This window comes from Flavobacterium sp. GW823-FHT04A11, from assembly GCF_058796535.1.
In genome coordinates, this window is record NZ_CM179503.1 from 447,544 (window position 1) to 473,120 (window position 25,577).

Sequence of the window (25,577 nt, forward strand, 5' to 3'; positions counted from 1 at the left end):
CAGTTTTCAGTGTCAACAAAACCTGAAACAAAAAAAACAAAAAAACAAATGAGCAAAGTAGCCATTATAATGGGAAGTATCTCTGACATGCCAGTTATGCAGGATGCTATCGACATATTAAAACAATTTAATATTGAAGTTGAAGTAGATATTGTTTCGGCACACAGAACGCCGGAAAAATTATTCGATTTCAGTAAAAATGCACATACTCGCGGAATCTCGGTAATTATTGCCGGAGCTGGTGGCGCTGCACATTTACCTGGAATGGTCGCTTCTATGTCACCGCTTCCTGTAATTGGAGTTCCGGTAAAGTCAAGCAATTCAATTGATGGTTGGGATTCGGTATTATCGATTCTGCAAATGCCGGGCGGAGTTCCTGTTGCTACGGTTGCTTTAAACGGAGCAAAAAATGCCGGAATCTTAGCAGCACAAATCATTGGAAGTCACGATAAAAAAGTCCTTGACACGATTATCGCATACAAAGAAGAATTGAAAGCTGCGGTTAATAAAGCGGCTGAAGGTTTGAAATAGTTTTCAGTTTTCAGTCACAGTTTTTAGTGTAAACTGCGACTGAATATTGAAAACAAAAATTAAGCTTCCTCTTCAATTTCCTCCAGAACAGATTCAAATTCATATTCTGTTATATCTTCTTTGTTTATCCAGTTTTCTGAAGTTACCAGATTATAATTTACATTATCTTCTGTTGTTAATTCCCAAACAATTCCTTCAGCTTCCGGAAACGAAATGTTTTGAGACATTTGATTTTCAAACAATCTTTTAATCAGATTTCTGTCTGATAAACCTTTGTTCAATAACTTCAAAACATTTTCGGCAGTTAACTTTTGTGGTTCTCCCTTAATTGGTGTCATCGAAAAATGAACGACAGACGCTTTTGCATTTGGAAATTTTCCATTGTAGGCCTTAAATAATAATTGATTGGTATGAAACAAAGCGCCTTGCATGTGTATTTCGGGATATTCTTCGCAAACTTTGTCAATTAGCATATTATTTGATATTTGCTCAATTTGTCCTTCACTCAATTGATCACCCAATTTATAATCCAAAACTATTTGGGCGGCTTCATTAGGTTCATAATCCGAAATGGCCATTTCTAATAATTCCGGTAAACTTGATTTGTCAGCCGTTGCTCCATCGGGATAATTAAATTTTTCCAGCAACTGAACAAAATCTTCATCTGACCAATATCCTTCCACTTCATTAACAGTATCGATATTATTTATAACAACTTGATAATTCATCATTTTTTATTTTTACAATTATGATTAGTATTTATAATTCTAATCTTATTTTTTCAATTTACGCTTTTAAAACCGCCTGCATCAATAAATAACATATCTATAACACAATTTAAGAGGATTTTATGTCGAGAATCGATTTTATATAGACGATTAGATTTTTATAAATTGTTATCTTTGGGATTCAAAAATTTCAGCTTCACTTAATAAAATAATTATATTCATAATGAACGTTTTACTTTCAAAATTCAACACCAAACATAACACTGCACCTTTTTCACAAATTAAAATCGACGATTATGTTCCGGCTTTTCAGGAAGGAATTGTTTTGGCTAAAGCCGAAATTGATGCCATCGTAAACAATCCCGAAGCACCAACTTTTGAAAACACAGTTGTGGCAATGGATTATGCAGGAGACATTTTAGATCGCCTTTCAAGTGTTTTCTTCAATTTGAATTCGGCAGAAACCAACGACGAAATGCAAAAAATCGCTCAGGAAGTTTCGCCATTATTATCTGAATTTGGAAACGACATTACTTTAAACGCTGCTTTATTTGCCAAAGTAAAAGTGGTCTACGACCAAAAAGAAAACCTGAATTTAACTCCGGAACAAACAACGCTTTTGGATAAAAAATACAAAAGCTTCTCCAGAAACGGAGCTAATCTTCCAGAAGATAAAAAAGATAAACTTAGAGAAATCGACAAAGAATTATCGAAATTGAGTTTGCAGTTTGGCGAAAATGTTTTGGCAGAAACCAATGCTTTTGAATTGCATTTAACTGATAAAACTGATTTAGCAGGATTACCGGAAGGAACAATCGAAGCAGCAAGATTATTAGCAAAGGAAAAAGAAAAAGAAGGCTGGATTTTTACGTTGGATCATCCAAGTTATGTCCCATTTTTGACTTATGCGGATAATCGCGAATTACGTAAGAAAATGGCAATCGCTTTTGGAGCAAAAGCTTTTCAGAATAACGAATTCGACAATCAGGAAAATGTATTGAAAATTGCCAAATTGCGTTTTGAAAGAGCCAATTTATTAGGCTATAAAACACACGCACATTTTGTTCTTGAAGAAAGAATGGCGCAAAGTCCGGAGAAAGTATTTTCATTTCTAAATGATTTATTAGCAAAAGCAAAACCGGCAGCCCAAAAAGAATTTGCAGAATTAGCGGCTTTCGCCAAAAAACTGGACGGAATCGAACAGCTTGAAAAATGGGACGGCGCTTATTATTCTGAAAAATTAAAACAGCAGCTTTTTAATTTAGATGATGAAAAACTAAAACCTTATTTTCAATTAGAAAAAGTATTAAATGGCGCTTTTACAGTTGCTGAAAAATTATACGGTTTAACTTTCACAGAGGTTTTTGACATTGACAAATACCATGAAGAAGTAACCACATATGAAGTTAGAGATGCCAAAAATAATTTAGTTTCAATTTTCTACGCCGACTTTTTCCCAAGAAAAGGAAAACGAAACGGTGCCTGGATGACTTCTTTTAAATCTCAATATGTAAAAGACGGCGTTAACGAAAGACCACATATTTCGAATGTCTGCAATTTTACAAAACCAACAGAAACAAAACCTTCGTTATTGACTTTTAATGAAGTAACAACTTTGTTTCACGAATTTGGCCACGGTTTACACGGAATGTTAGCCAATACAACGTATCCAAGTTTATCCGGAACTTCTGTTTATTGGGATTTTGTAGAATTACCAAGTCAAATTATGGAAAACTGGTGTTACGAGCCGGAAGCTTTAGCATTGTTTGCCAATCACTATGAAACGGATGAAATTATTCCGATTGAATATGTACAGAAGATCAAGGAAAGTGCAAGTTTTCAGGAAGGATTGGCCACTTTACGCCAGTTGAGTTTTGGGCTTTTAGACATGGCGTGGCACGGACAAGATCCAACAAACATTACTGATTTGAAAGCTTTTGAAACAGAACAATTTGCCAACACGCAATTGTATCCCGATGTAAAAGAAAATGCGATGAGTACTGCTTTTTCACATATTTTTCAAGGAGGATATTCGTCAGGATATTACAGTTACAAATGGGCTGAGGTTCTGGACGCTGATGCTTTTGAATATTTTCAGGAAAATGGCATTTTCAATGCTGAAGTGGCGACAAAATTCAAAGATAATGTGCTTTCAAAAGGAGGAACAGAACATCCGATGACTTTGTACAAACGTTTTAGAGGACAAGAACCAAAACCGGAAGCTTTATTAAAAAGAGCGGGATTATTGTAAATATTAGATTTTAGATATTAAAAAACCGAAGTAAATACTTCGGTTTTTTTATTGTAATTAATAAGTTCTGTATTTTGTTCTTATTGAAATTTTATACTTCAAATAATTTTACTTTTTAGTTCTGATAAACTCTTCAAGCTGCTGCGTTTTCAAGCTTTCTATTTCTTCAATACGTTTCGCTCTTGAATTTACATTATTTTCATTTTTAGCCGTAACCTTTGGTTTTGTAAACAGTAGATAATCTCCAAATAAATGACTTAAAAACAGAGGTGAATTTCCAGGTCTGCTTTTATCAAAATTGGAAGATTGATGACAATAAAAGCAGCTAATCACATTTGTATTATTAATATCATGAATGTCATTTTGAAAACTCTGCGTGTAAGTTTCCATCGTAATGTTTGCCAGATTAACAGAACCTCTTGCCAATGAATCCGGAAGTGCGCTCGAAATATCTCGTGTTACGATTGCCTTTGCCTGGTTTTCAGGAGAAACTCCATCAAAATTTAACCAGATAGAACCATTATAGAAATAATTTCTAAAAACATCTTTCAATTTTGACGCTACACATTTATTAATGTTTTCTATATTATTAAAATTAGCAGGTTCTGCCTGACTTGTTGCCATAAATGCTCCGGTTTTTAAATTCTTTGGCACTCCATATTCATAAAGGATAAATGCTTTATTGGCTACAACAGGCGAAGCTGTACTTTTATTCCATTTAATGCCGTCAATACCGGTAGAAGTTCCTTTTTCATAAAACAGCATTTCATTTGCTGATGATACAGAATTGGTTTTCTTATCATAAACAGGCGCCAAATCTTTATGTTCAAAAGTTGCCCAGATAAATTCAGGGTGATTTTTTACAACTCCCACAACGTGCATTCCTAATAATGCCATGGTTTTTTGAACATATTGCCCATTGCTATTTTGAACAGCGGCTTTAGTGGTAAAATAATTCGGCTGCTGCGCTTTTGCAATAGCATCTATATTAATCCAGGAAACTTTTAATTCTAAAGCTCCAACCGGAAATGTCTCTAAATTAGAAACCGGTAATTTTCCGCTATTGATTAAAGAAGCCATTGTAACTGCTTTGTCTTTTAAAAGAGCATTTACGTGAATGGAATAATATACGGTATCTGCAGCATTATTAAATTTAGGATTAGAACGTAAAACGGCGCTAAAACCTGCCTGATTAATAGAACTTAAAGTTAGTTTTAAACCTAACTGCGGTGCAACATCTTCCATTTGGGGAGTAACTAAATCCAGTGAATCTAAAAAGAATGGATTTCCGTTTGACTCTGGTTTTGTTACCCACAAAAACTTTTGCCAAGACCATTGGTGAAAATCGCAATTTGTTGTGTTTTCATTATCAAACGGGCTTCCGTCACCTTCTGCCGGTGGCGGAGTTTGTTCATGCGGAAACCAACTTGCTTCGCAATCGCAGGATTCTGTTGCAGATGCAGTATATCCGGAAGAACTTCCAAATTTTGCCATTATTTTTTCTTTATTCAGAAAAAATATGGAAACAGCTGCTATTATAAAGACAACTAGTAAGATTATAATAATAGGTTTTCTTTTCATTTTTTTGGTTTTGTTGTTATTGGGTTTGTTTATTTTGTTTTTGGTATTAAAATATTTAGAAATAATCTGAAACAAAAAGATCGCCCACCCCGGCGATCTTTTAAGTAAAAATTATAATCAAGTCAGGAATATATTGATGCAGATTATTAATATTCCTGTAATTAGTTGTAGAAAATAATTCCTAAACTAATTCCTCTTTCAAATTTTTTGCTGCCGCTACCGGAACATTTTCAATATTATGTTGATAATATGAAAAACCTCCAGTTCCGTTCCATGCATTGTCGATTGCTAAATGAGCATCAAAATTGGCCAAAAAAGAACCAATTGCAGGAGGAGGAACAGAATGAACATATTGTCCTTGTAAACTAACTACCTGAGTTACTTTACCAAATCCTGTTGCATATATTTTTCCTGTTACCGGAACAACAATATGACTATCAGGACCACTTATTGCCTGAGTAACCACTACTGTACCAGAAACTGTATGTTGTGATGGTACAACTACTAAACTAAATGTTGCAATTGGAGCACCTGGAGTTCCAACATTTCCTATTGTGCCTTTTGCTAAATAAGCACCTGCTAATAAATCTGACATAACTTTTTTGATTAAGGTTTTCCTACTCATAAGGCTTTTCGGTACCGCCTCGTTTATTTTAGTGGTTTCTGCTCCACCTGTTTGATTTGTTGTGTTTTCAATATTTCAGGAAATAAACCTGAAGTATTTGATTGATTTTCTTTATTTTATACTTCAAAACTATATCAGATAAATAGAGATAAATTAAAAAATGTCATGAGGCAGGAATTCTTAGTTGTAAGCGAGATAAAAAATGACACGAGATTGTTTTGATTAAATTTGAAAGTTTTTCAAATTAACTTTCATTTATTTTTGAAAGTTTAAAAACTTTTACTTACATTTGATCTATGGAATTCAAAGAAGCAAAAAATAAGTTTGTACAAACCTGGGGAGCATTAGGTTCTCAATGGGGAATTAATAAAACCATGGCACAGATTCATGCTTTATTAATGATTTCAAACGAACCTGTTTCGATGGAAGATATTATGGATGAATTGCAAATTTCCCGCGGAAATGCAAGTATGAACCTAAGAGCTTTAATGGATTGGGGAATTGTCTATAAAGAATATAAAGCGGGAGAAAGAAGAGAATTTTTTACTGCCGAAAAAGACTTAGACGAATTAGCTGTAAAAATATCCAGAGAAAGAAGCAAAAGAGAAATAAAACCTGCGCTTAAAATATTAAAAGAAGTTTCGACAATTGAAGCAAAGGATTCTGCAGAAGAAAAACACTTTGTAGATCAAACTTCCAAACTATATGATTTTGTTTTAAAAGCAGATAATATGTTAGACAAAATAACAGAATTCAATGAAAACTGGTTAGGGCGTCTGGTTATGAAAATCATGAAGTAAAAAAATTTAATCAAAACTTTCATTTTTTTCTGAAAGTTTAAAAATAAATAATAGTTATGAACCTCAACATCATTGGATATTTTATCTACCTCGGCATTACGATTTTCATCATTTTAAAAGTTGGAAAAATATGCTACAAAAACGGTAACATTTACGTAGCAGAACTTATTCCGAATCATGCTGATATCTGTCAAAAAATCAATCAGGTTTTGCTGATGGCCTATTATCTGCTCAACATTGGTTACTGTGCGATGACACTTATTTCGTGGGAAAAAATTGCATCTTCCACACAGCTAATTGAAACCATCGGAACAAAAACGGCAATCATTATTTTCATCATTTCGATTTTGCATTATTTCAACATTATTATTCTAACCAAGTACATTCACAAATTAATCAAATAACACTTAAATTTAAATACCATGGAAACTACAAAAATTTTAATCGGTTACGGAATCTATTTACCAATCGCTTTATTCCTTACTTATTACGTTTCTAAAACACTTTTCAAAAACGGAAAAATATTTATGCTGGATATTTTTAAAGGCCGTGAAGATATTGCGCAGGCAACCAACAAACTTTTCGAAACGGGATTTTATCTTTTAAATATTGGTTTTGCCTTAATGATTTTAGAACTTAATTTATATCAAGACACTTATCAGGCATTAATTGAAAGACTGAGCTACAAAATTGGCGGATTTGCTATTTATCTCGGTATCATGTTATTCTTCAATTTGTATTTCTTCTTTAGAGGAAAAAGAAAAGCCAAAGAAGCACAACAACAAGAAAGATTGGTTTTTAAAGCCTAATTTACACACTCCAGAAACCCGACAGGTTTTAAAAACCTGTTGGGTTTACTACTAAACCTAACAACGATGAACAAACTTATTATAGCAGCCGGAACAGGACTTTTAGGACAGGTTTTAGTCAATCATTTCAAAGATAAATTTGATGAGATTGTAATTCTGACCCGAGGAAAATCTAAAACAATTGACGGAATAAAATATGTAAACTGGAATGCAAAAACTTTTTCAGGCTGGGAAAAGGAACTGGAAAATGCGACAGTTTTAATTAATCTTGCCGGAAAATCTGTTGATTGCCGTTATACAACAGAAAACAAAAAAGCAATTTTGTGGTCCATAATTCAAAGCACCAGGATTTTGAATAAAGCGGTTTTAAATTGTACTAATCCACCAAAACACTGGCTAAATTCATCAACTTCTACCATTTATCGTTTTTCTTTGGATAAAGAAATGGATGAGGTTGATGGCGAAATTGGAAATGATTTTTCTATAAATGTTGCCTTATCCTGGGAAAAAGCATTTTTTAAAACCGAAACTCCAAATACTTTGAAAACTGCTTTGCGAACTTCAATTGTTTTAGGCAAAAATGGCGGCGCTTTTATTCCGTTGAAAACTTTGGCAAAAACAGGTTTTGGCGGCAAACAAGGAAAAGGAAATCAGTTTATAAGCTGGATTCATGAAGAAGATTTTGCAAATGCAGTTGATTTTATTCTTCAAAAAGAAATAACCGGAGTTATTAATATTGTTTCTCCGAAACCGATTCGCAATGCTGATTTTATGCAAAAACTTCGAAAAGCAGTTGGTTTTCCTTTCGGAATTCCGATAAATACTTTCCTTCTTAAAATTGGATCTTTTATTATTCGAACAGAACCTGAATTGGTTTTGAAAAGTAGAAATGTAATTCCGAAAAGGCTTTTGGAAAATGGATTTGAATTTAAGTATGGAAATATTGATACTGCTTTTCGTGATCTTTTAACCTAAAATCTTTGTCAAAGTTTAAAAATTTGGCAAAGATAATGCACACTAATTATGACAACAATAAACCTTACAACAAAAATAAAAGCACCCAAACAAATCGTTTTTGATGCTTCAAGAAATATCGATGTTCACCAACAATCTGCGAGTAAAACAAACGAAAAAGCAATTGCCGGCGTAACTTCAGGATTGATCAATTTAAACGAAACCGTAACGTGGCGCGGCAAACATTTTGGGTTTTATCTCACACATAAAACCAAAATTCCGGTGATGAATTTTTACGATTATTTTGTGGATGAAATGGAACGCGGCAAATTCAAATCTTTTAGACATGAACATTTTTTTGAAGAAGAAAACGGAATTACAACCATGAAAGACAAATTGCAATATGAAACTCCGTTTGGGTTATTTGGAGAATTATTTGATATTTTATTTTTGGAAAAACACATGACTCAGTTTCTTTTGGAAAGAAATAAGATTCTCAAGGAAGTTTCAGAAAGACATTTGTTTTAATTTGGAGTACTCAATCATTATCCTGATCATCAAAAATAATAACTTCATCTAATGCATCTGCACTTCCTTTTCTATAAAACATTCTGTACATTAAAAAGATAGAAAAAATATTAATTGTAAGATGTGCCATATAAATCCAGAAATTCATAGGAATCCAAATACTGTAAATCAATGTGGCAAAAATAGCTATAACAACCAACATGAATTTCTGATAGAATCGGACAAGTGATCCATTTATAAAAGCCAATGCCAGAATCACCAATGCCACCAATCGATTGAAAAGACCTGCAAAAATAACGGAAAACCCACACACAAAAACGGACATAAAAAAGTAAGATCCTATAATTAGTGGCCAAATAAAACCCAGAAAAAACATCCAGCAAAAAAAGAAGACAATGAACTGTAAGTCTGTGAATTTGAATCTAAAAAAAGTAATTTGTTTTTCCATGTGGTTGTTTTTTCAAATATATTTTAATTCTGTTATAGTAAAAAATATTTATTGAGATTTTAAACGGAAAGCAGCCAAGGCAATTCAAAAAAGTGATTCTAAATTTCTTTTGAAAATAAATTTTCTAGTTTTACATTTTGCGTGAGGGATAGAAGTGGAAAGCCCACAGCCTGACGAAGGAAGTGCGAGGACTTGCAGCGGATAGCCCGACCCGGAGGGACACGCCCAAAACTTTAAACTTATTTAAAAAAACACAAGCATAAGCCACCAAAATATCGGGACGCTTTCGACCCAGAAAGAGGTGTAATATTTGGATCGGTTTGGGTTTGCAAAAGCAATAAATAACATGAGCATGACAACCATTATTAGGTTTATAATTAGCTCGTGAAAAGTGAATGACAATATACCTACGATCCAAAACGGAATCAATAATAGGAAGCCCAGAATTTTGGTTTTCTTAACTCCAATTGTCTGCGGAACAGTTTTTAAATGCGGATCGTCATTGGCCAGGTCCAAGATTTCAAAAACCAGAATCAGTACAAAAACCAATACAAAACGCTGAATGCATTTAATGAAAAAATTACCTGTAAACGGAACTTCGGCATTTATATACGGCAGAACCAAAGTCGCTCCAACCCAACAAAGCGCGACGATATAAATTTTAACGCCCGCCCAGTTTCGGGCATTCTTTCGATTTGGAAAAAACGGAAGTGTATAAAGTGCTGTAATCGCAAAGATTCCAAATGAAACAATTTGAGTAATTCTTTTTAATTGAAAAAAATAATATCCGACTAAAATCAGCGAAAAGAGACTTAAAACAGCAATAATTTTTAGTTGATTTCCGATTGGTTTTTGCTGCACGCGAACCAGCGCATCATATTTAACAAAATTATACCCCACAATTGTTCCGAAAAAAACAAACAAAGCCATTGGCTCATCATACTGAATATGAAACACATGAAACGTAACCCGAACCAAAGCAAAGCACGATAAAGCCACATGAATACTGCTGTTGAGGTAAAAATCGAATATCTGCTTTAGAAGTTTCATAGCTCAAATCTAATCAATTGGTAACAAATCAACTCTTTAGTTAAAAATTTGACAAAAATTGAAGTTAAAAATACCCATTAAATTATTAATAATACTTAATTTTGCGCCACAAAAAAACAACACATTTACTATAAAATGTAATAAACCTTGTGTAACATGAGATTAAGTCGAATATTACATCCGAAAATTACATTTGATTTTTAAAAAATAGATAGCTACAAATGAGAACAGATGCTTTTGCTTTAAGACACATTGGCCCAAGAGAAACAGATCTTCAACACATGTTACAAACTATTGGGGTTGAATCGATCGAACAACTTGTTTACGAAACCCTTCCGGATGACATTCGTTTAAAAGCACCTTTAAACTTAGATCCTGCAATGACGGAATACGAATTCGCAAATCATATTCAGGAATTAGGAAAGAAGAACAAAGTATTCAAATCGTATATTGGTTTGGGTTATCATCCAACTATTGTTCCGGCTCCGATTCAAAGAAATATCTTCGAAAACCCGGGATGGTATACGGCTTATACGCCTTATCAGGCTGAAATTGCTCAAGGTCGTCTTGAAGCTATTTTAAATTTCCAGACTACTGTTATTGAATTAACAGGAATGGAAATTGCAAACGCTTCTTTACTTGATGAAGGAACTGCTGCTGCCGAAGCTATGGCTTTGTTATTTGACGTTCGTACACGTGACCAAAAGAAAAATAATATCAATAAATTCTTCGTTTCTGAAGAAATTTTACCACAAACTTTATCGATACTTCAAACTCGTTCAACTCCTATCGGAATTGAATTAGTTGTTGGTAACCACGAAAACTTTGATTTTTCAAATGAGTTCTTCGGAGCCATTTTGCAATATCCGGGTAAATACGGTCAGGTAAACGATTACAGCGCTTTTGTTGCCAAAGCAAAAGAAAACGAAATAAAAGTTGCCTTTGCTGCTGATATTTTATCATTAGCTGCCTTAACTTCTCCGGGAGAAATGGGAGCTGCAGTAGTTGTTGGAACTACACAGCGTTTTGGTGTACCAATGGGTTATGGTGGCCCTCATGCTGCATTTTTTGCCACTAAAGATGAATACAAACGATCTATGCCAGGTCGTATCATCGGAGTTTCGATTGATGTAAACGGAAATCGTGCTTTACGTATGGCGTTAGGAACTCGTGAGCAGCACATTAAACGTGAAAAAGCAACTTCAAACATTTGTACAGCGCAGGTTTTATTAGCGGTTATGGCCGGAATGTATGCGGTTTACCACGGACCAAAAGGGTTACAATACATTGCAAACAAAGTTCACGCATCAGCGGTTACTACTGCTGAAGCTTTAAATAAACTAGGCGTTTTCCAAACTAATACGGCTTACTTTGATACTATCTTAGTAAAAGCAGATGCTCAAAAAGTAAAAGCTATTGCAGAGAAAAACGAAGTAAACTTCTACTATGTTGATGCTGATACGATTTCTATTTCATTTAATGAAACAACTTCAATTGCCGACATCAACCAAATTATTGCCATTTTTGCTGAAGCTTTAGGAAAAGAAACTTTTACTATTGCTGAATTAGCAACTGCAAGTCAATTACCTGCTTCATTAGAAAGAACGTCGCCTTTCTTAACGCATGATGTATTCAACAATCATCATTCAGAAAGTCAGATCATGCGTTACATCAAAAAATTAGAGCGTAAAGATTTATCATTGAATCATTCGATGATTTCATTAGGTTCTTGTACAATGAAATTAAACGCAGCTTCGGAAATGTTGCCTTTATCAATGCCAAACTGGAACAGCATTCACCCTTTTGCACCAGTTGAGCAAGCTGAAGGTTATATCACGATGCTTAAAAAACTGGAGGAGCAACTAAATGTAATTACCGGATTTGCCGGAACAACATTACAGCCTAACTCTGGAGCTCAGGGAGAATATGCCGGTTTAATGGCAATTCGTGCTTACCATTTATCAAGAAACGAAAGTCACCGTAATGTATGTTTGATTCCTTCATCTGCTCACGGAACCAATCCTGCTTCTGCAGCGATGGCCGGAATGAAAATCATTGTTACTAAAACTACTCCGGAAGGAAATATTGACGTAGAAGATTTAAGAGAAAAAGCGATTGAACACAAAGATGATTTATCTTGTTTAATGGTAACATATCCTTCTACTCACGGAGTTTTCGAATCTTCAATTATTGAAATAACTAAATTAATCCACGACAATGGCGGATTAGTATATATGGATGGTGCCAACATGAACGCACAAGTTGGATTAACAAATCCTGCTACAATTGGTGCTGACGTTTGTCACTTAAACTTACACAAAACATTCGCTATTCCTCACGGTGGTGGCGGACCTGGAGTTGGACCAATTTGCGTGAATGAAAAACTGGTTCCGTTTTTACCAACAAACCCAATCTTAAAAGTTGGTGGTGAACAAGCGATTACAGCTATTTCTTCTGCTCCTTACGGATCAGCTTTAGTTTGTTTAATTTCTTACGGTTACATCACAATGATGGGCGCCGAAGGATTAAAAAGTGCTACAGAACATGCGATTTTGAATGCCAACTATATGAAATCACGTTTTGAAGGTCACTACCCAATTCTTTATACAGGAGAATGTGGAAGAGCGGCTCACGAAATGATTTTAGATTGCCGTTCATTTAAAGAAAACGGAATTGAAGTTGGTGATATCGCAAAACGTTTGATGGATTATGGTTTCCACGCTCCTACGGTTTCTTTCCCTGTGGCAGGAACTTTAATGATCGAGCCTACAGAATCTGAAGATTTAGCTGAGTTAGATCGTTTTTGTGATGCTCTTATTTCAATCAGAAAAGAGATCGAAGCTGCAACTGCCGATGATAAAAACAACGTATTGAAAAATGCACCGCACACATTGGCAATGTTAACTACTGATTCTTGGGATTTCCCATACTCCAGAGAAAAAGCGGCTTACCCATTAGAGTATATTGCTGAAAATAAATTCTGGCCATCTGTTCGTCGTGTAGATGACGCGTACGGTGACAGAAACTTAATCTGCAGCTGTGCTCCTATCGAAGCTTACATGGAAAATTAAGAAAGTTTTCTTTTAAATAAATATCCAAACCCGACAGGTTCTTAAACTTGTCGGGTTTCTTTTTTGTTTCAGGTTTCATGTTTCAGGTTCCAACTAACTTGAAACCTGAAACCTGAAACTTAAAATTTTAAACTCTTCCAATCTTTAACACATTCCAAATCTTCCGTTTCATTTATAACAAAATAAAAAAACTTTAAGAATTAAACGAAATAAAAATCAGTTCGCAAACAAATCGCAAACGTTTGAAATCTCGGTAAAATCACAAAATCATTAGAAAATAAACAATATATTCAGAAAAAAATTACTATTTGATAATTATATGCATGCATAGTATTTTTTATGATAGTTATCATAATTTTATTTATAATTTAGCCATAAATTTATTGCATAATTAAAGGGAAGAATGAAAATAAAGATAATAGGCATAGGAAGTTACATTCCTAATAAAGAAGTTAAGAATACTGATTTTGACAAACATATTTTTTTGAATGAAGACGGAACTCCTTTTGGCTACCCGAATGAAGTTGTAATTAAAAAATTCAAAGGTATAACCGGAATCGAAAATCGACGTTACGCCGAAGATCACCATACTTCATCAGACCTGGCATTTTTTGCAGCCGAAAGAGCAATTGAAAATGCCAAAATTGATCGTGAAACTTTAGACTATATCATTTTTGCACACAATTTTGGTGATGTAAAAACAGGTACAAACCAATCTGATATTTTACCAAGTTTAGCGACAAGGGTAAAAAACAAATTAGGAATCAAAAACCCAAAATGTGTTGCTTACGATATTCTTTTCGGATGTCCGGGCTGGATTGAAGGTGTTTTGCAAGCGAACGCATTCATTAAATCCGGAATGGCAAATCGTGTTTTGGTAATTGGTGCCGAAACTTTATCAAGAGTTGTCGACGATCATGATCGTGATTCTATGATTTATTCTGATGGTGCCGGAGCTTCCATTTTAGAAGCTTCTGATGATGATGAAACTGGTTTGTTATCTTACGAAAGTGCCACTTATGCAAATGACGAAGCTAACTTTTTATTCTTCGGAAAATCATACAATCCTGATTTAGATCCGGATATTAAATACATCAAAATGTATGGCCGAAAAATCTACGAATTTGCCTTAAGCCAGGTTCCATGCGCGATGAAAAGCTGTCTGGACAAAAGCGGAATTGCAATTGATGATGTAAAAAAGATCCTGATTCATCAGGCAAATGAAAAAATGGACGAAGCTATTATTGCCCGTTTTTACAAATTATACGACAAAACTGCTCCTGAAAATATTATGCCAATGAGTATTCATGATTTAGGAAACAGTAGCGTTGCAACCGTTCCAACTTTATATGATCTTTTAATTCAGGGAAAACTGGAAAATCATGAAATCAATAAAGGTGACGTTGTAATTTTTGCTTCTGTTGGAGCAGGTATGAACGTTAATGCCTTTGTATATAGATACTAGTTATTAGTCGCAAGTCTCAGTCTCAGTATTCAGTCTCAGTTTTCAGCTTCTGATTACTGCGACTGTAAACTGTGACTGAATACCGAAAACTAAAAAAGTCCGCATTTTAAAATGCGGACTTTTTAGTATATTTGCCACCTAATCATAAAATCAAAGAACGAAAAATTACTTCGTTCCTCGCAATGACTATGTACGAAAAAACGTTTCCCAATAAAAGATTCAAACTTACTTTAGAATTTTTACAAAAGCATATTAAAACATCTGAAACCATTCTTGATTTAGGAGTCGAAAATCCATTTTCTAAAATCATGAAAGAAGCCGGATATTCCGTTAAAAATACTACCGGTGAAGATTTAGATTTAGATCAGAATGTTTTAAAAAATGACAAACAAGATGTTGTTACTGCGTTTGAAATCTTCGAACATTTATTAAATCCTTTTACGATTTTAAACGAAATTCAATCAGATAAACTTCTAATTTCAATTCCGATGCGTTTGTGGTTTTCTCCGGCATATCGTTCAAAAACAGATATGTGGGACAGACATTACCATGAATTTGAAGATTGGCAATTAGACTGGCTTTTAGAAAAAACCGGCTGGAAAATTATCGACAGACAAAAATGGACAAACCCGGTAAAGAAATTTGGTTTAAGACCATTTTTACGCAGTTTTACCAATCGTTACTATATAGTTTACGCTGAAAGAGCCTAACGGCAAATTCCAAAAATAAATTCCAAATTCCAATTGAGCATTCCTTGATTGGAATTTGAAATTTAAAGAATTGGGATTTAAATTAAAAATTATGAAATATTACATCGTCATTCCCGCGCACAACGAGCAGGATTTAATTGGTCTGACCTTACAATCTCTGATTTCACAAACTGTTTTACCTTCAAAAATTGTTGTTGTAAATGACAATTCAACAGATAAAACAGAAGAAGTCGTTTTGGGTTTTGCAAAGGAAAATCCATATATCTCTGTTGTAAACAAAACTTCTGATGCGATTCACATGCCGGGAAGTAAAGTAATTCAGGCTTTTCAAAAAGGTTTTGAAACTTTAGATTCAGATTATGATATTATCGTAAAAATAGACGGTGATTTAATTTTTCCTCCTAACTATTTTGAAACCATTATCAATCATTTTCAATCAGATCCACAAATTGGAATGGCAGGAGGTTTTTGTTACATTGAAAAAAATGGTGACTGGGTTTTAGAAAACCTGACCGATAAAGATCATATTCGCGGTGCATTGAAAGCCTACAGAAAAGAAACTTTTTTGCAAATTGGGGGTTTAAAACCTGCAATGGGTTGGGACACGGTAGACGAATTACTTTGTAAATTTTATGACTGGAAAATAGTTACAGATTCTTCATTACATGTAAAACACCTGAAACCAACAGGCGCAAACTACAATAAAACAGCACGTTACAAACAAGGCGAAGCTTTTTATACTTTAGGATATGGTTTTTGGATTACCTCAATTGCTTCGGCAAAACTGGCGATGATGAAGAAAAAACCATTCTTATTTTTAGATTATATCAGAGGATTCTGGAAAGCTAAAAAAGCTAAAACTCCTTTGTTAGTTACCCCCGAACAGGCAAAATTTATTAGAAAATATCGTTTTGAAAAAATGAAACAAAAGTTAATTTGATTCGAAAAAGAACCGAAAATACTCAACTCATAACCCAAAACTCATAACTTCTTTTTACCTTAGCCAATATTTGTAAACTTATGATGCTAATTCGTTACTTATCCCAAATAGGAAGATATTTTTTAATGCTGAAAGAAATTTTTAATAAACAGACAAAGTGGTCTGTTATGAAGAATTTGATTTTCAAAGAAATAGATGATTTAATAATTGATTCTCTTGGGATTGTTTGTTTTATTTCCTTCTTTATCGGAGGAGTTGTTGCCATTCAAACTGCTCTAAACTTAACCAATCCGTTAATTCCAAAATATTTAATTGGTTTTGCCACTCGTCAATCTGTGATTCTGGAGTTTGCCCCTACTTTTATCTCGGTTATTATGGCCGGAAAAATGGGATCTTACATTACGTCAAGTATTGGAACAATGCGTGTTACCGAGCAAATTGATGCTTTAGAAGTAATGGGTGTTAATTCATTAAACTATCTTGTTTTCCCAAAAATAGTTGCCTTATTAATGTACCCTTTCGTTATCGGAATTAGTATGTTTTTAGGAATTTTTGGAGGATGGCTTGCTTGTGCATACGGAGGATTTTCGACAAGTCAGGACTTTATTCAGGGAGCACAAATGGAATTTATTCCTTTTCATATTACATATGCTTTTATTAAAACTTTAATTTTCGCAATGTTATTAGCTACAATTCCATCTTTTCACGGATATTACATGAAAGGCGGCGCTTTAGAAGTTGGAAAAGCAAGTACGGTATCATTTGTATGGACATCTGTTTGTATTATTCTTTTTAATTATATATTAACTCAATTATTATTAGGATAATGATAGAAGTAAAAAACATAGAAAAATCATTTGCTGACAGTAAAGTTTTAAAAGGAGTTTCGACGGTTTTTGAAACCGGAAAAACCAACTTAATTATCGGGCAAAGTGGATCTGGAAAAACAGTTTTATTAAAGACATTATTAGGAATTCACACGCCAGATTCAGGAACAATTGAATTTGACGGAAGAGTTTATTCTGAATTAAATCCAGATGAAAAAAGAGAACTAAGAACTGAAATTGGAATGGTTTTTCAAGGAAGTGCTTTATTTGATTCGATGACTGTTGAAGAAAATGTTGCCTTTCCTCTAAAAATGTTCACCAGCGATAATAGAGCAAAAATTAAGGAACGTGTTGATTTTGTTCTTGAAAGAGTAAATTTAATTGATGCGCACAAAAAATTACCTTCGGAGATTTCGGGAGGTATGCAAAAACGTGTGGCGATTGCACGCGCGATTGTAAACAATCCGAAATATTTGTTTTGTGATGAACCAAACTCTGGTTTAGATCCAAATACTTCTACTTTGATTGATAATCTGATAAAAGAAATTACAGAAGAATATAACATCACAACGGTTATAAACACGCACGATATGAATTCGGTAATGGAAATTGGCGAAAATATCGTATTCTTAAAAAAAGGATTAAAAGCGTGGCAGGGAACTAAGGAAGAAATCTTTAGAACTGATAATAAAGATATTGTGAAGTTTGTTTATTCTTCTAACTTGTTTAAAAAAGTGAGAGAAGCCTATCTTAAAGGATAATTTTAAAATTCCAATATTTTAAATTCCAAATTCCACTGGAAAACTCAATAAAAAAATCCCAAATTCCAACTGTAACAAATTGGAATTTGGGATTTTTTATATTGGAATTTTCTTCAAGAGTATAATTAGTATTCCCTTGCAAATCCTAAACCTAGAGTTAATCCAACACCTATATAACTATTTTTAGAAATATTACCCAAAAGCTTTGCGCCAACACTGGGTATTAAAGCATTGTAGATTAATTTAGATTTTCTTTTCTTATAAAACCATTTATAATTAAGCTCAAAAGGGACGCCGTAAAAGGTTTCATAATTACGGTTATAGTAATATGTTTCGGCTTCTTCGTCAATAATCCTTCTTTTTGAATCCAGATTATTACAGCTTATTCCGGCAGAAATACTAAAAGAATGTCTGTCAGACAGCCATCTTCTTCCATATAAAATCGCATATTCTAAATTATCTTCTGACTGATAATAAGTGGGTACCGGAAAAAAAATATTAAGCTCATTTTATATATCCGGTTACGTTAGTAAATCTAAAAGTAAAAAGACTTTTTTTGTTTTGATAATTTAATTCGGCACCACCACAAACACCAAAATGATTCATACCGACCAAACCTCCAAAAAGTTCTCCAAAGATTATTGGATTTGATTTTTCCGTGACGTCTGTATCATTGATTTGTTGTGCATGAACGGAACCTGAAAGCAATAAAATAAGATATATTCTAAGTAGTTTTTTTATCATAATCAATTTTATATTTATTTATAAAGATGCAATTATTTAGCAAAACATGAATAAAGAATATCTTATGCTTAAGCAAACAATTTTCTAAACAAAAATCCCAAACTCCATTTTTATAGAATTGGAATTTGGGATTTTATTGAATATTTATCAATTCGACTTCAGCATTCGGATTAAAAAGATAAGTCTTTCCCGAGCTTATTTCGATACATTCAAAACGTTTTGTTCTCACGGCAAGTTTCTTAAATATCTTCCCGTTTTTAATTCTGAATACGCTTCCGTAGGGAATTTCAAAAACATAATTTTTATCGTTTTCCTTATCGTATTGCTTTAAAGCCAAAGACAAAGTCGTATCAGTATCACTACTCGCCGTAGGATTCTTAAAATGACGTGCTAATAAAGGCAATAATTGTCCCGGGAAAATCTCCGGACGAATAAACGGAACCATTAAACGCTGAAATGTAAATTTCCATTCGTCTCCGTGCGGTTTGATATTTCGTCCAAACTTTTCGAAAGCAACCAAATGGGCAATCTCATGAATTAACGTCATCAAAAAACGATATTTATTTAAGCTTGCATTTACCGTAATTTCATGTTTACCAGTATGTCCGCGCCTATAATCGCCATGACGCGTCTGACGCTCATTTACGATTTTAAGATGAACCTGATTGGCAACAATCAAATCAAAAACAGGCTTTACTGCATGTTCCGGAATGTATTTAGCTAAAGTTTCGTTCAAAATAATTATGAGTTATGAAGTATGAGTTATGAGTTTACTAACTTATTATTTTTCTTTGAGGTGATAATGATACTTTTTATAATTTTCAAAACTTCATGACATTGATTATGCATTGATTCAAATTCTATAGCAGAAACATAGTTTGTTGCATTTAATATCTCTAGCCAATACATTGATTCGTCACATTCTTTTTGAGAAATAGATAATTTATGAATAAAATCGGCTTTACTTTGCGCATTAACTGCTTCGCGCACATTTGCTCCAACCGAAGTAATGGAACGTAAAAATTGTTTACTCATCACAAATTCTTTCTTTTCTGCAACCAACCACTTATAAAAATTGACTCCTCTAATAGCTAATTCAAAACTCTTAACCTTCACAATACTTTCACTCATAATTCAAAACTCATAATTCATAATTAACTAAGGATTAGTCGAAGAAACCTCAAGCACCTTTCCATTAAAATATTTATTTCCATTTAAGGTAAAATCATAAATATAAGTTGCCATTCCTTCTGCAGAAATTGGTGCCTGATATCCGGGGAAAGCTTCTTGCAGCATCTCTGTCTGAACTGAACCTAAAGCGAGAACATTAAACGAAATTCCTTGTTCTTTATATTCTTCTGCCAATAATTCGGTTAAAGTAATTACAGCACCTTTACTGGAACTGTACGCGGCTAATCCGGCAAATTTAAGACTTCCTCTTACACCGCCAATCGAACTTATGGTAACTACGTGACTTCCTTTTTGAAGATACGGCAGGCAAATTCTGGTAAGATTCGCTACAGCAAAAACATTGACTTTATAAATACTTTCAAAATCAGCCTGAGTGGTTTCTGCAAAAGGTTTCAATAACAAAGCGCCTGCATTATGAACCACGGCATCAACTCTTTTCCAGGTTGAAGAAAGAAAAGCATCTACAGCCTGCAAAGCCGATTCGTTTGACAAATCAACCGAAAGGCACGTAATATTTTGATGTTGTAAAAGTGTCTGAGGTGTATTTCTCGAGATAGCCAAAACCTGATGACCGGCATTCGCAAATTGCAAAGCCAGTTCATAACCAATTCCCCTACTCGTTCCGGTAACAATAATATTTTTCATGAAGCAAAAATAAGCAATCCAATAAAAAGAGTGATTATTATTTCATTGTAATTTCTTCTGTTGGAGTGTCTGCCATTTTTGTTACAGCCGGTAAAAATTCCTGAATAAAAGCCGTCATGTGCGGAATATCCATTACTTTAAATTCATCTGAAACATGATGATAAAATTCGAAATTTTCAAAATCAAAAGTACTTATTGACTGACAAGGTTTTTTGAAAGCTTCATAAAATGAATAATTATCAGATCTGTAAAACAATTTATATTCAGCTTCTTTTGGTAAAAACCCAATGGTCTTTTTTCCGGTATATTCATTTATTTTTTCGGCCATATTCGATTTATCAAAACCGGTTATATAAGCCAGATAATCACGTTTCATTGGCACACCAATCATTTCGATATTCAATTGAGCGTATAAATTAAATTCTTGTGTTTTTAATTTCTGAACCAGGCTTTTAGAACCCAATAATCCTTTCTCTTCTCCGGCAAAAAACACCACCAGAATACTGCGTTTATTCGATTTTGTCTCCGTAAAGTATTTTGCCATTTGAGCAACTGCAGTTACTCCGGACGCATCATCATTTGCCCCATTATTAATTAAGTCGCCTTGCTTATCTTTTAATAAACCAATATGATCATAATGCGCACTTAAAACCACAAACTCTTTTTTAAGTTCAGGATCTGTTCCTTCTATAACGCCAACAATATTAAAAGCAGGCAATTTGAAATTGGTAAGCGTATCGCGATACGTTTTAAAATAAGGTTTCACGTTATTTTTCTTCAAAAAATCTTCTAAAAAAACAGCTGCTTTTTCTATTCCTCTGGTTCCGGTTTCGCGGCCTTCTAATTCATCAGAAGAAAGATATTTAAGAAAATCTGAAACTTCTTTCTGATCAACTTTATAGGTTATTTCAGTTGATTTTGATGTTTCTTTTGACGGTTTTTCACTTACTGTTGATGTACTGGTTTTACATCCCAATAAAACAAGCGGAAGAAGAAAGTATAGTTTTTTCATAGAAGAGAAAATTTAAGCTTTAAATATTTATATTTTTAAATAACCGAATAAGAATCCGGGATAATACTTTTTAAAAATAAATAATTTACTGCAATATAATACTATTTTCTCTTTTTTGAATAATGCTCTGATGCAGAACATTTTTAAACTTCAAAAAACTCCAATAGAAATTAAATCACATAAAAAAACCCTTTCGAAGCAAAAGCCTGAAAGGGTTTAAAATATTTTTATTAAAGAAATTATCCTCCGATAACAGATCTTGAAATTACGATTTTTTGAATCTCTGAAGTTCCTTCGTAAATCTGTGTAATTTTTGCATCACGCATAAAACGTTCTACATGATATTCTTTTACATATCCATTTCCACCGTGAATCTGAACAGCTTCAACGGCCGTATCCATCGCTACTTGCGAAGCAAATAATTTTGCCATTGCACCACTCACATCATAATTTTTATGCTGGTCTTTATCCCACGCCGCTTTCATACATAAATGACGCGCCGCTTCGATATTCACCGCCATGTCTGCCAATTTAAAAGCAATTGCCTGATGATTGCAGATTTCAGTTCCAAAAGCTTTTCTTTCTTTCGAATATTTCAAAGCCAGTTCATAAGCTCCCGAAGCAATTCCCAAAGCCTGAGACGCAATCCCGATACGTCCTCCGGCAAGTGTTTTCATGGCAAATTTAAATCCGAAACCGTCTTCTCCAATTCTGTTTTCTTTAGGAACTTTTACATCACTAAACATTAATGAATGTGTATCAGAACCGCGAATTCCCATTTTTTGTTCTTTTGGTCCAACAGAAAAACCAGGCATATCTTTAGTCATAATCAACGCATTGATTCCTTTGTGTTTTTTCTCAGGATGTGTTTGAGCGATTACCAAATATACAGATGCCGTATTTCCGTTTGTAATCCAGTTTTTTGTTCCGTTTACCAAATAATGATCTCCCATATCAATCGCAGTCGTTTTTTGAGAAGTGGCATCACTTCCCGCTTCCGGCTCACTTAAGCAAAAAGCACCGTGAATTTCACCAGATGCTAAACCCGGTAAATATTTTTGTTTTTGTTCTTCAGTTCCAAATTCCTGTAAACCCCAGCAAACCAATGAATTATTCACAGACATAACTACAGAAGCCGAAGCATCAACTTTAGAAATTTCTTCCATAGCAATTACGTACGAAATAGTATCAAGTCCGCTTCCGCCATATTTAGGATCAACCATCATTCCCATGAAACCCAGTTGTCCCATTTTTTTTACTTGCTCTGTTGGAAAAATTTGCTTTTCATCGCGTTCGATAACTCCCGGCAACAATTCGTTTTGGGCAAAATCTCTCGCAGCTTGTTGAATCATTAAATGTTCTTCGGTAAGATTAAAATCCATAGTTTTTTATTTTTTGTTTTCTAAACCAAAGTTCATAACGTTAGTTCAGCTGGTTTTTTTGTGTTTTTTGAATCCTATTCCATTCTCTAAAATAGGTTTTCAAAGATAATTTTTAAACTCGAATTAACAATGCGTGCATATAATTTTAAGATATTAACAATAATCACGATAACGTTTTCGTGATTATGTTGAATTTTAAAGTCTATAACTTCAATTTTACCGCATTTTCTTCAAAATTTAAGAATTAAGTTATGGATAAAAAAACATTAATTATAAAGGTTTAAACAATCACAACTTCAAAAAAACCAAAAGCTCCAAAACCACGTATATGTACGTAAAGCAAGTCTTACTAATTTGATTATGAATACACTAGAAACTAAAAATATTTTTAATGTGTTAAAAAATCAAAAAATTAACATTAATTTTGCCTAAAAAAAATAAATTATCGAATAGAGTATGAAAAAGATTTTACTATTATTTACATTCATTTTGTGTCTTCAATTTTCATCAGTTTCAGCGCAAACTCACCTTGAGGTAAACGGCGTTACTGTACCCAGAAAAATTGAATTTCAAAACAAAACTTTACAACTTAACGGTGCCGGCGGAAGATCTAAAATGTGGTTAGAAGTGTACGTTCAGGCGTTATACTTATCACAATTAAGCCAGGATCCAAAATTCATTATTGACAGTGATACCGAAATGGCGATTCGCATCGAAATTACCTCATCTATGGTTTCTTCAAACAAATTAACCAAAGCGATGAATGCCGGTTTTGAAAAGTCAGCAGGAAGTAATCTGGAGGAATTAAGACCAAGAATTGAGGACTTCAAAAAGCTATTAAGTGAGGATATAAAAGAAAAAGATGTATTTATTTTAGCGTACAATCCTTTTGATCAAACCATCAACGTAATTAAAAATGAAGTTGTAAAAGGAAAAATTCCTGGATTTGATTTCAAAAAAGCATTATTCGGAATCTGGTTGTCTGACAAACCAGTTGATGATACCTTAAAAAAGCATTTATTAGGGCAATAAGTACCTAATCGTTATAAAATTTAAAGCCGGAAACTATTACGTTTTCGGCTTTATTTTTTTATTCCATAAAATTGATGCAAAATACATTATTCGCATTATTCTATTTTATACTTTTACGCAAAATAAACATATCTTAACAAAATGAAAGATTTATTACAGCAATTTGAAAATAAAGAACCTGAAATTGTTTTTAACTGGAAAGATTCTGAAACAGAAGCTGAAGGCTGGACAGTAATTAATTCACTTCGTGGAGGAGCCGCAGGAGGTGGAACAAGAATGCGTAAAGGCCTTGATATGAATGAAGTTCTGTCACTAGCCAAAACAATGGAAGTAAAATTCTCGGTTTCAGGTCCTGCAATTGGCGGTGCTAAATCCGGAATTAATTTTGATCCGAATGATCCTCGTAAAAAAGGAGTTTTACAGCGTTGGTACAAAGCGGTTTCTCCTTTATTAAAAAGTTATTACGGAACCGGTGGAGATTTAAATGTAGATGAAATTCACGAAGTGATTCCAATGACGGAAGAATGTGGTGTATGGCATCCGCAGGAAGGTGTTTTTAACGGACATTTTAAACCAACCGAAGCAGATAAAATCAATAGAATTGGTCAATTGCGTCAAGGTGTAATTAAGGTTATCGAGAACCCGAAATTTTCACCGGATGTAACAAGAAAATATACAGTTGCTGATATGATTACCGGATATGGCGTTGCAGAAGCAGTTCGTCATTTTTACGCTACTTATGGCGGAGACATTAAAGGTAAAAAAGCAATTGTTCAGGGATTTGGAAATGTAGGTTCTGCTGCTGCTTTTTATTTAGCCGAAATGGGCGCAAAAGTAATCGGTATTATTGATCGTGACGGAGGTTTAATCAAAGAAGAAGGTTTTTCTTTTGAAGAAATCAGAACGTTGTTTTTAAATAAAGACGGAAACAAATTAGTTGCCGATAATATGATTCCGTTTGAGGAAATCAACGAAAAAATATGGACTATTGGTGCTGAAATTTTCACGCCTTGTGCAGCGTCAAGATTGGTACAACAAACCCAAATTGACAGTTTAATTTCAAACGGATTGGAAGTTATTTCTTGTGGAGCGAATGTTCCTTTTGCAGATAAGGAAATTTTCTTCGGATCTATTATGGAAGAAGTGGATCATAAAGTAAGTTTGATTCCTGATTTTATTTCAAACTGTGGAATGGCAAGGGTTTTTGCTTATTTCATGGAGAAAAAAGTACAAATGACAGATGAGGCGATCTTTAACGATACTTCGGAAATTATAAAAAATGCGATTGTAAAAGCTCACGCTTTAAATCCATCAAAAACAAATATTAGTGCAACTGCTTTTGAAATTGCATTGAAACAATTAGTATAATTTTTTATACTTTATTTATAAGCGAGCCAGATATTAATTTGGCTCGTTTTTTTATGGTTTAATCGCAAAGTTTGCAAAGGTTTACGCGAAGTTCGCAAAGCTTCTTTTTAATCTCGCAAAGTCG

Annotated in this window: 26 protein-coding genes; 15 read left to right on the plus strand and 11 right to left on the minus strand. The window is 33.8% G+C overall.

Going from position 1 to position 25,577, the window contains the following annotated elements; translation table 11 throughout:
* Nucleotides 1-48 precede the first annotated feature (48 nt).
* Nucleotides 49-531 (plus strand): 5-(carboxyamino)imidazole ribonucleotide mutase, encoded by a 483-nt coding sequence (gene purE, locus AC3QL1_RS02165; RefSeq protein ID WP_026982985.1) that lies wholly within the window; start codon nt 49-51, stop codon nt 529-531.
* A gap of 59 nt (nt 532-590) precedes the next feature.
* On the opposite strand, the gene AC3QL1_RS02170 is transcribed toward purE, so the two are convergent.
* Nucleotides 591-1,262 (minus strand): hypothetical protein, encoded by a 672-nt coding sequence (locus AC3QL1_RS02170; RefSeq protein WP_492494709.1) that lies wholly within the window; start codon nt 1,260-1,262, stop codon nt 591-593.
* Between the two features lie 220 nt (nt 1,263-1,482).
* On the opposite strand from AC3QL1_RS02170, the gene AC3QL1_RS02175 reads away from it, so the two are divergent.
* A complete protein-coding gene (locus AC3QL1_RS02175; protein ID WP_492494711.1) occupies nt 1,483-3,510 on the plus strand; it encodes a M3 family metallopeptidase in 2,028 nt (675 codons plus the stop codon).
* A 108-nt stretch (nt 3,511-3,618) separates the two neighbouring features.
* Here the strand turns inward: AC3QL1_RS02175 and AC3QL1_RS02180 are convergent, their stop codons facing one another.
* Entirely contained in the window at nt 3,619-5,091 is a 1,473-nt protein-coding gene (locus AC3QL1_RS02180) for a hypothetical protein (protein WP_492494713.1), read from the minus strand.
* 181 nt (nt 5,092-5,272) lie between these two features.
* Nucleotides 5,273-5,686 carry a DUF1842 domain-containing protein gene (locus AC3QL1_RS02185; RefSeq protein WP_492494714.1) on the minus strand — a complete coding sequence of 138 codons (414 nt, stop codon included), beginning with the start codon at nt 5,684-5,686 and terminating at the stop codon, nt 5,273-5,275.
* A 326-nt stretch (nt 5,687-6,012) separates the two neighbouring features.
* On the opposite strand from AC3QL1_RS02185, the gene AC3QL1_RS02190 reads away from it, so the two are divergent.
* The 5 genes from AC3QL1_RS02190 (at nt 6,013) to AC3QL1_RS02210 (ending at nt 8,807) form a co-directional block, all read left to right on the plus strand.
* The gene (locus tag AC3QL1_RS02190) at nt 6,013-6,516 is read left to right on the plus strand and encodes a GbsR/MarR family transcriptional regulator (protein ID WP_492494716.1); all 504 of its coding nucleotides are present in this window, start codon (nt 6,013-6,015) and stop codon (nt 6,514-6,516) included.
* 56 nt (nt 6,517-6,572) lie between these two features.
* Nucleotides 6,573-6,920 (plus strand): hypothetical protein, encoded by a 348-nt coding sequence (locus tag AC3QL1_RS02195; protein ID WP_492494718.1) that lies wholly within the window; start codon nt 6,573-6,575, stop codon nt 6,918-6,920.
* Nucleotides 6,921-6,938: 18 nt separating this feature from the next.
* Complete coding sequence (locus AC3QL1_RS02200; RefSeq protein ID WP_492494719.1) at nt 6,939-7,325, plus strand: hypothetical protein; 387 nt, start codon at nt 6,939-6,941, stop codon at nt 7,323-7,325.
* A 66-nt stretch (nt 7,326-7,391) separates the two neighbouring features.
* The gene (locus AC3QL1_RS02205) at nt 7,392-8,300 is read left to right on the plus strand and encodes a TIGR01777 family oxidoreductase (RefSeq protein ID WP_492494720.1); all 909 of its coding nucleotides are present in this window, start codon (nt 7,392-7,394) and stop codon (nt 8,298-8,300) included.
* A 48-nt stretch (nt 8,301-8,348) separates the two neighbouring features.
* Complete coding sequence (locus AC3QL1_RS02210; protein ID WP_492494721.1) at nt 8,349-8,807, plus strand: SRPBCC family protein; 459 nt, start codon at nt 8,349-8,351, stop codon at nt 8,805-8,807.
* A 10-nt stretch (nt 8,808-8,817) separates the two neighbouring features.
* On the opposite strand, the gene AC3QL1_RS02215 is transcribed toward AC3QL1_RS02210, so the two are convergent.
* Nucleotides 8,818-9,120 carry a hypothetical protein gene (locus tag AC3QL1_RS02215; RefSeq protein ID WP_492494722.1) on the minus strand — a complete coding sequence of 101 codons (303 nt, stop codon included), beginning with the start codon at nt 9,118-9,120 and terminating at the stop codon, nt 8,818-8,820.
* Nucleotides 9,121-9,498: 378 nt separating this feature from the next.
* Nucleotides 9,499-10,305 (minus strand): UbiA prenyltransferase family protein, encoded by an 807-nt coding sequence (locus AC3QL1_RS02220; RefSeq protein WP_492494724.1) that lies wholly within the window; start codon nt 10,303-10,305, stop codon nt 9,499-9,501.
* 221 nt (nt 10,306-10,526) lie between these two features.
* Here AC3QL1_RS02220 and gcvP point away from each other — a divergent pair, with 221 nt between their 5' ends.
* From gcvP to AC3QL1_RS02250, 6 genes are all read left to right on the plus strand, one after another.
* Nucleotides 10,527-13,376: an aminomethyl-transferring glycine dehydrogenase gene (gene gcvP, locus AC3QL1_RS02225; protein WP_492494726.1), complete on the plus strand. Its 2,850-nt coding sequence runs from the start codon at nt 10,527-10,529 to the stop codon at nt 13,374-13,376.
* A gap of 403 nt (nt 13,377-13,779) precedes the next feature.
* Nucleotides 13,780-14,841 carry a 3-oxoacyl-ACP synthase III family protein gene (locus AC3QL1_RS02230; RefSeq protein WP_492494727.1) on the plus strand — a complete coding sequence of 354 codons (1,062 nt, stop codon included), beginning with the start codon at nt 13,780-13,782 and terminating at the stop codon, nt 14,839-14,841.
* Between the two features lie 188 nt (nt 14,842-15,029).
* A complete protein-coding gene (locus tag AC3QL1_RS02235) occupies nt 15,030-15,551 on the plus strand; it encodes a class I SAM-dependent methyltransferase (protein ID WP_492494729.1) in 522 nt (173 codons plus the stop codon).
* 91 nt (nt 15,552-15,642) lie between these two features.
* A complete protein-coding gene (locus AC3QL1_RS02240) occupies nt 15,643-16,491 on the plus strand; it encodes a glycosyltransferase family 2 protein (protein WP_492494730.1) in 849 nt (282 codons plus the stop codon).
* Between the two features lie 80 nt (nt 16,492-16,571).
* Entirely contained in the window at nt 16,572-17,318 is a 747-nt protein-coding gene (locus AC3QL1_RS02245; protein WP_492494731.1) for an MlaE family ABC transporter permease, read from the plus strand.
* Nucleotides 17,318-18,079 (plus strand): ABC transporter ATP-binding protein, encoded by a 762-nt coding sequence (locus AC3QL1_RS02250; protein ID WP_492494732.1) that lies wholly within the window; start codon nt 17,318-17,320, stop codon nt 18,077-18,079. Before AC3QL1_RS02245 ends, AC3QL1_RS02250 begins: the two co-directional genes overlap by 1 nt.
* A gap of 504 nt (nt 18,080-18,583) precedes the next feature.
* Here AC3QL1_RS02250 and AC3QL1_RS02255 read toward each other — a convergent pair.
* The 6 genes from AC3QL1_RS02255 to AC3QL1_RS02280 form a co-directional block, all read right to left on the minus strand.
* Nucleotides 18,584-18,823: a hypothetical protein gene (locus AC3QL1_RS02255; protein ID WP_492494734.1), complete on the minus strand. Its 240-nt coding sequence runs from the start codon at nt 18,821-18,823 to the stop codon at nt 18,584-18,586.
* 133 nt (nt 18,824-18,956) lie between these two features.
* Nucleotides 18,957-19,559: a SprT-like domain-containing protein gene (locus tag AC3QL1_RS02260; protein WP_492494735.1), complete on the minus strand. Its 603-nt coding sequence runs from the start codon at nt 19,557-19,559 to the stop codon at nt 18,957-18,959.
* 26 nt (nt 19,560-19,585) lie between these two features.
* Entirely contained in the window at nt 19,586-19,954 is a 369-nt protein-coding gene (locus AC3QL1_RS02265; RefSeq protein WP_492494737.1) for a four helix bundle protein, read from the minus strand.
* Nucleotides 19,955-19,981: 27 nt separating this feature from the next.
* Nucleotides 19,982-20,659, minus strand: coding sequence for an SDR family NAD(P)-dependent oxidoreductase (locus AC3QL1_RS02270; RefSeq protein WP_492494739.1), 678 nt, complete (start codon nt 20,657-20,659; stop codon nt 19,982-19,984).
* Between the two features lie 37 nt (nt 20,660-20,696).
* Nucleotides 20,697-21,671 (minus strand): M20/M25/M40 family metallo-hydrolase, encoded by a 975-nt coding sequence (locus AC3QL1_RS02275; RefSeq protein WP_492494741.1) that lies wholly within the window; start codon nt 21,669-21,671, stop codon nt 20,697-20,699.
* Between the two features lie 239 nt (nt 21,672-21,910).
* Nucleotides 21,911-23,053 (minus strand): acyl-CoA dehydrogenase, encoded by a 1,143-nt coding sequence (locus tag AC3QL1_RS02280; protein WP_492494743.1) that lies wholly within the window; start codon nt 23,051-23,053, stop codon nt 21,911-21,913.
* A gap of 456 nt (nt 23,054-23,509) precedes the next feature.
* Between AC3QL1_RS02280 and AC3QL1_RS02285 the strand changes: the two genes are divergently transcribed.
* A complete protein-coding gene (locus AC3QL1_RS02285; RefSeq protein ID WP_492494745.1) occupies nt 23,510-24,085 on the plus strand; it encodes a chalcone isomerase family protein in 576 nt (191 codons plus the stop codon).
* Between the two features lie 141 nt (nt 24,086-24,226).
* On the plus strand, nt 24,227-25,453 hold the full coding sequence (locus tag AC3QL1_RS02290) for a Glu/Leu/Phe/Val dehydrogenase dimerization domain-containing protein (protein ID WP_492494746.1): 1,227 nt from the start codon (nt 24,227-24,229) through the stop codon (nt 25,451-25,453).
* The last annotated feature ends 124 nt before the right edge of the window (nt 25,454-25,577 follow it).

What these genes read in the sequence shown, in the direction of transcription:
- purE (WP_026982985.1), top strand. Translation starts at nt 49, where the DNA reads ATGAGCAAAGTAGCCATTATAATGGGAAGTATCTCTGACATGCCAGTT.
- AC3QL1_RS02170 (WP_492494709.1), bottom strand. Translation starts at nt 1,262, where the DNA reads ATGATGAATTATCAAGTTGTTATAAATAATATCGATACTGTTAATGAA.
- AC3QL1_RS02175 (WP_492494711.1), top strand. Translation starts at nt 1,483, where the DNA reads ATGAACGTTTTACTTTCAAAATTCAACACCAAACATAACACTGCACCT.
- AC3QL1_RS02180 (WP_492494713.1), bottom strand. Translation starts at nt 5,091, where the DNA reads ATGAAAAGAAAACCTATTATTATAATCTTACTAGTTGTCTTTATAATA.
- AC3QL1_RS02185 (WP_492494714.1), bottom strand. Translation starts at nt 5,686, where the DNA reads ATGTCAGATTTATTAGCAGGTGCTTATTTAGCAAAAGGCACAATAGGA.
- AC3QL1_RS02190 (WP_492494716.1), top strand. Translation starts at nt 6,013, where the DNA reads ATGGAATTCAAAGAAGCAAAAAATAAGTTTGTACAAACCTGGGGAGCA.
- AC3QL1_RS02195 (WP_492494718.1), top strand. Translation starts at nt 6,573, where the DNA reads ATGAACCTCAACATCATTGGATATTTTATCTACCTCGGCATTACGATT.
- AC3QL1_RS02200 (WP_492494719.1), top strand. Translation starts at nt 6,939, where the DNA reads ATGGAAACTACAAAAATTTTAATCGGTTACGGAATCTATTTACCAATC.
- AC3QL1_RS02205 (WP_492494720.1), top strand. Translation starts at nt 7,392, where the DNA reads ATGAACAAACTTATTATAGCAGCCGGAACAGGACTTTTAGGACAGGTT.
- AC3QL1_RS02210 (WP_492494721.1), top strand. Translation starts at nt 8,349, where the DNA reads ATGACAACAATAAACCTTACAACAAAAATAAAAGCACCCAAACAAATC.
- AC3QL1_RS02220 (WP_492494724.1), bottom strand. Translation starts at nt 10,305, where the DNA reads ATGAAACTTCTAAAGCAGATATTCGATTTTTACCTCAACAGCAGTATT.
- gcvP (WP_492494726.1), top strand. Translation starts at nt 10,527, where the DNA reads ATGAGAACAGATGCTTTTGCTTTAAGACACATTGGCCCAAGAGAAACA.
- AC3QL1_RS02230 (WP_492494727.1), top strand. Translation starts at nt 13,780, where the DNA reads ATGAAAATAAAGATAATAGGCATAGGAAGTTACATTCCTAATAAAGAA.
- AC3QL1_RS02235 (WP_492494729.1), top strand. Translation starts at nt 15,030, where the DNA reads ATGTACGAAAAAACGTTTCCCAATAAAAGATTCAAACTTACTTTAGAA.
- AC3QL1_RS02240 (WP_492494730.1), top strand. Translation starts at nt 15,643, where the DNA reads ATGAAATATTACATCGTCATTCCCGCGCACAACGAGCAGGATTTAATT.
- AC3QL1_RS02245 (WP_492494731.1), top strand. Translation starts at nt 16,572, where the DNA reads ATGATGCTAATTCGTTACTTATCCCAAATAGGAAGATATTTTTTAATG.
- AC3QL1_RS02250 (WP_492494732.1), top strand. Translation starts at nt 17,318, where the DNA reads ATGATAGAAGTAAAAAACATAGAAAAATCATTTGCTGACAGTAAAGTT.
- AC3QL1_RS02255 (WP_492494734.1), bottom strand. Translation starts at nt 18,823, where the DNA reads ATGATAAAAAAACTACTTAGAATATATCTTATTTTATTGCTTTCAGGT.
- AC3QL1_RS02265 (WP_492494737.1), bottom strand. Translation starts at nt 19,954, where the DNA reads ATGAGTGAAAGTATTGTGAAGGTTAAGAGTTTTGAATTAGCTATTAGA.
- AC3QL1_RS02270 (WP_492494739.1), bottom strand. Translation starts at nt 20,659, where the DNA reads ATGAAAAATATTATTGTTACCGGAACGAGTAGGGGAATTGGTTATGAA.
- AC3QL1_RS02275 (WP_492494741.1), bottom strand. Translation starts at nt 21,671, where the DNA reads ATGAAAAAACTATACTTTCTTCTTCCGCTTGTTTTATTGGGATGTAAA.
- AC3QL1_RS02280 (WP_492494743.1), bottom strand. Translation starts at nt 23,053, where the DNA reads ATGGATTTTAATCTTACCGAAGAACATTTAATGATTCAACAAGCTGCG.
- AC3QL1_RS02285 (WP_492494745.1), top strand. Translation starts at nt 23,510, where the DNA reads ATGAAAAAGATTTTACTATTATTTACATTCATTTTGTGTCTTCAATTT.
- AC3QL1_RS02290 (WP_492494746.1), top strand. Translation starts at nt 24,227, where the DNA reads ATGAAAGATTTATTACAGCAATTTGAAAATAAAGAACCTGAAATTGTT.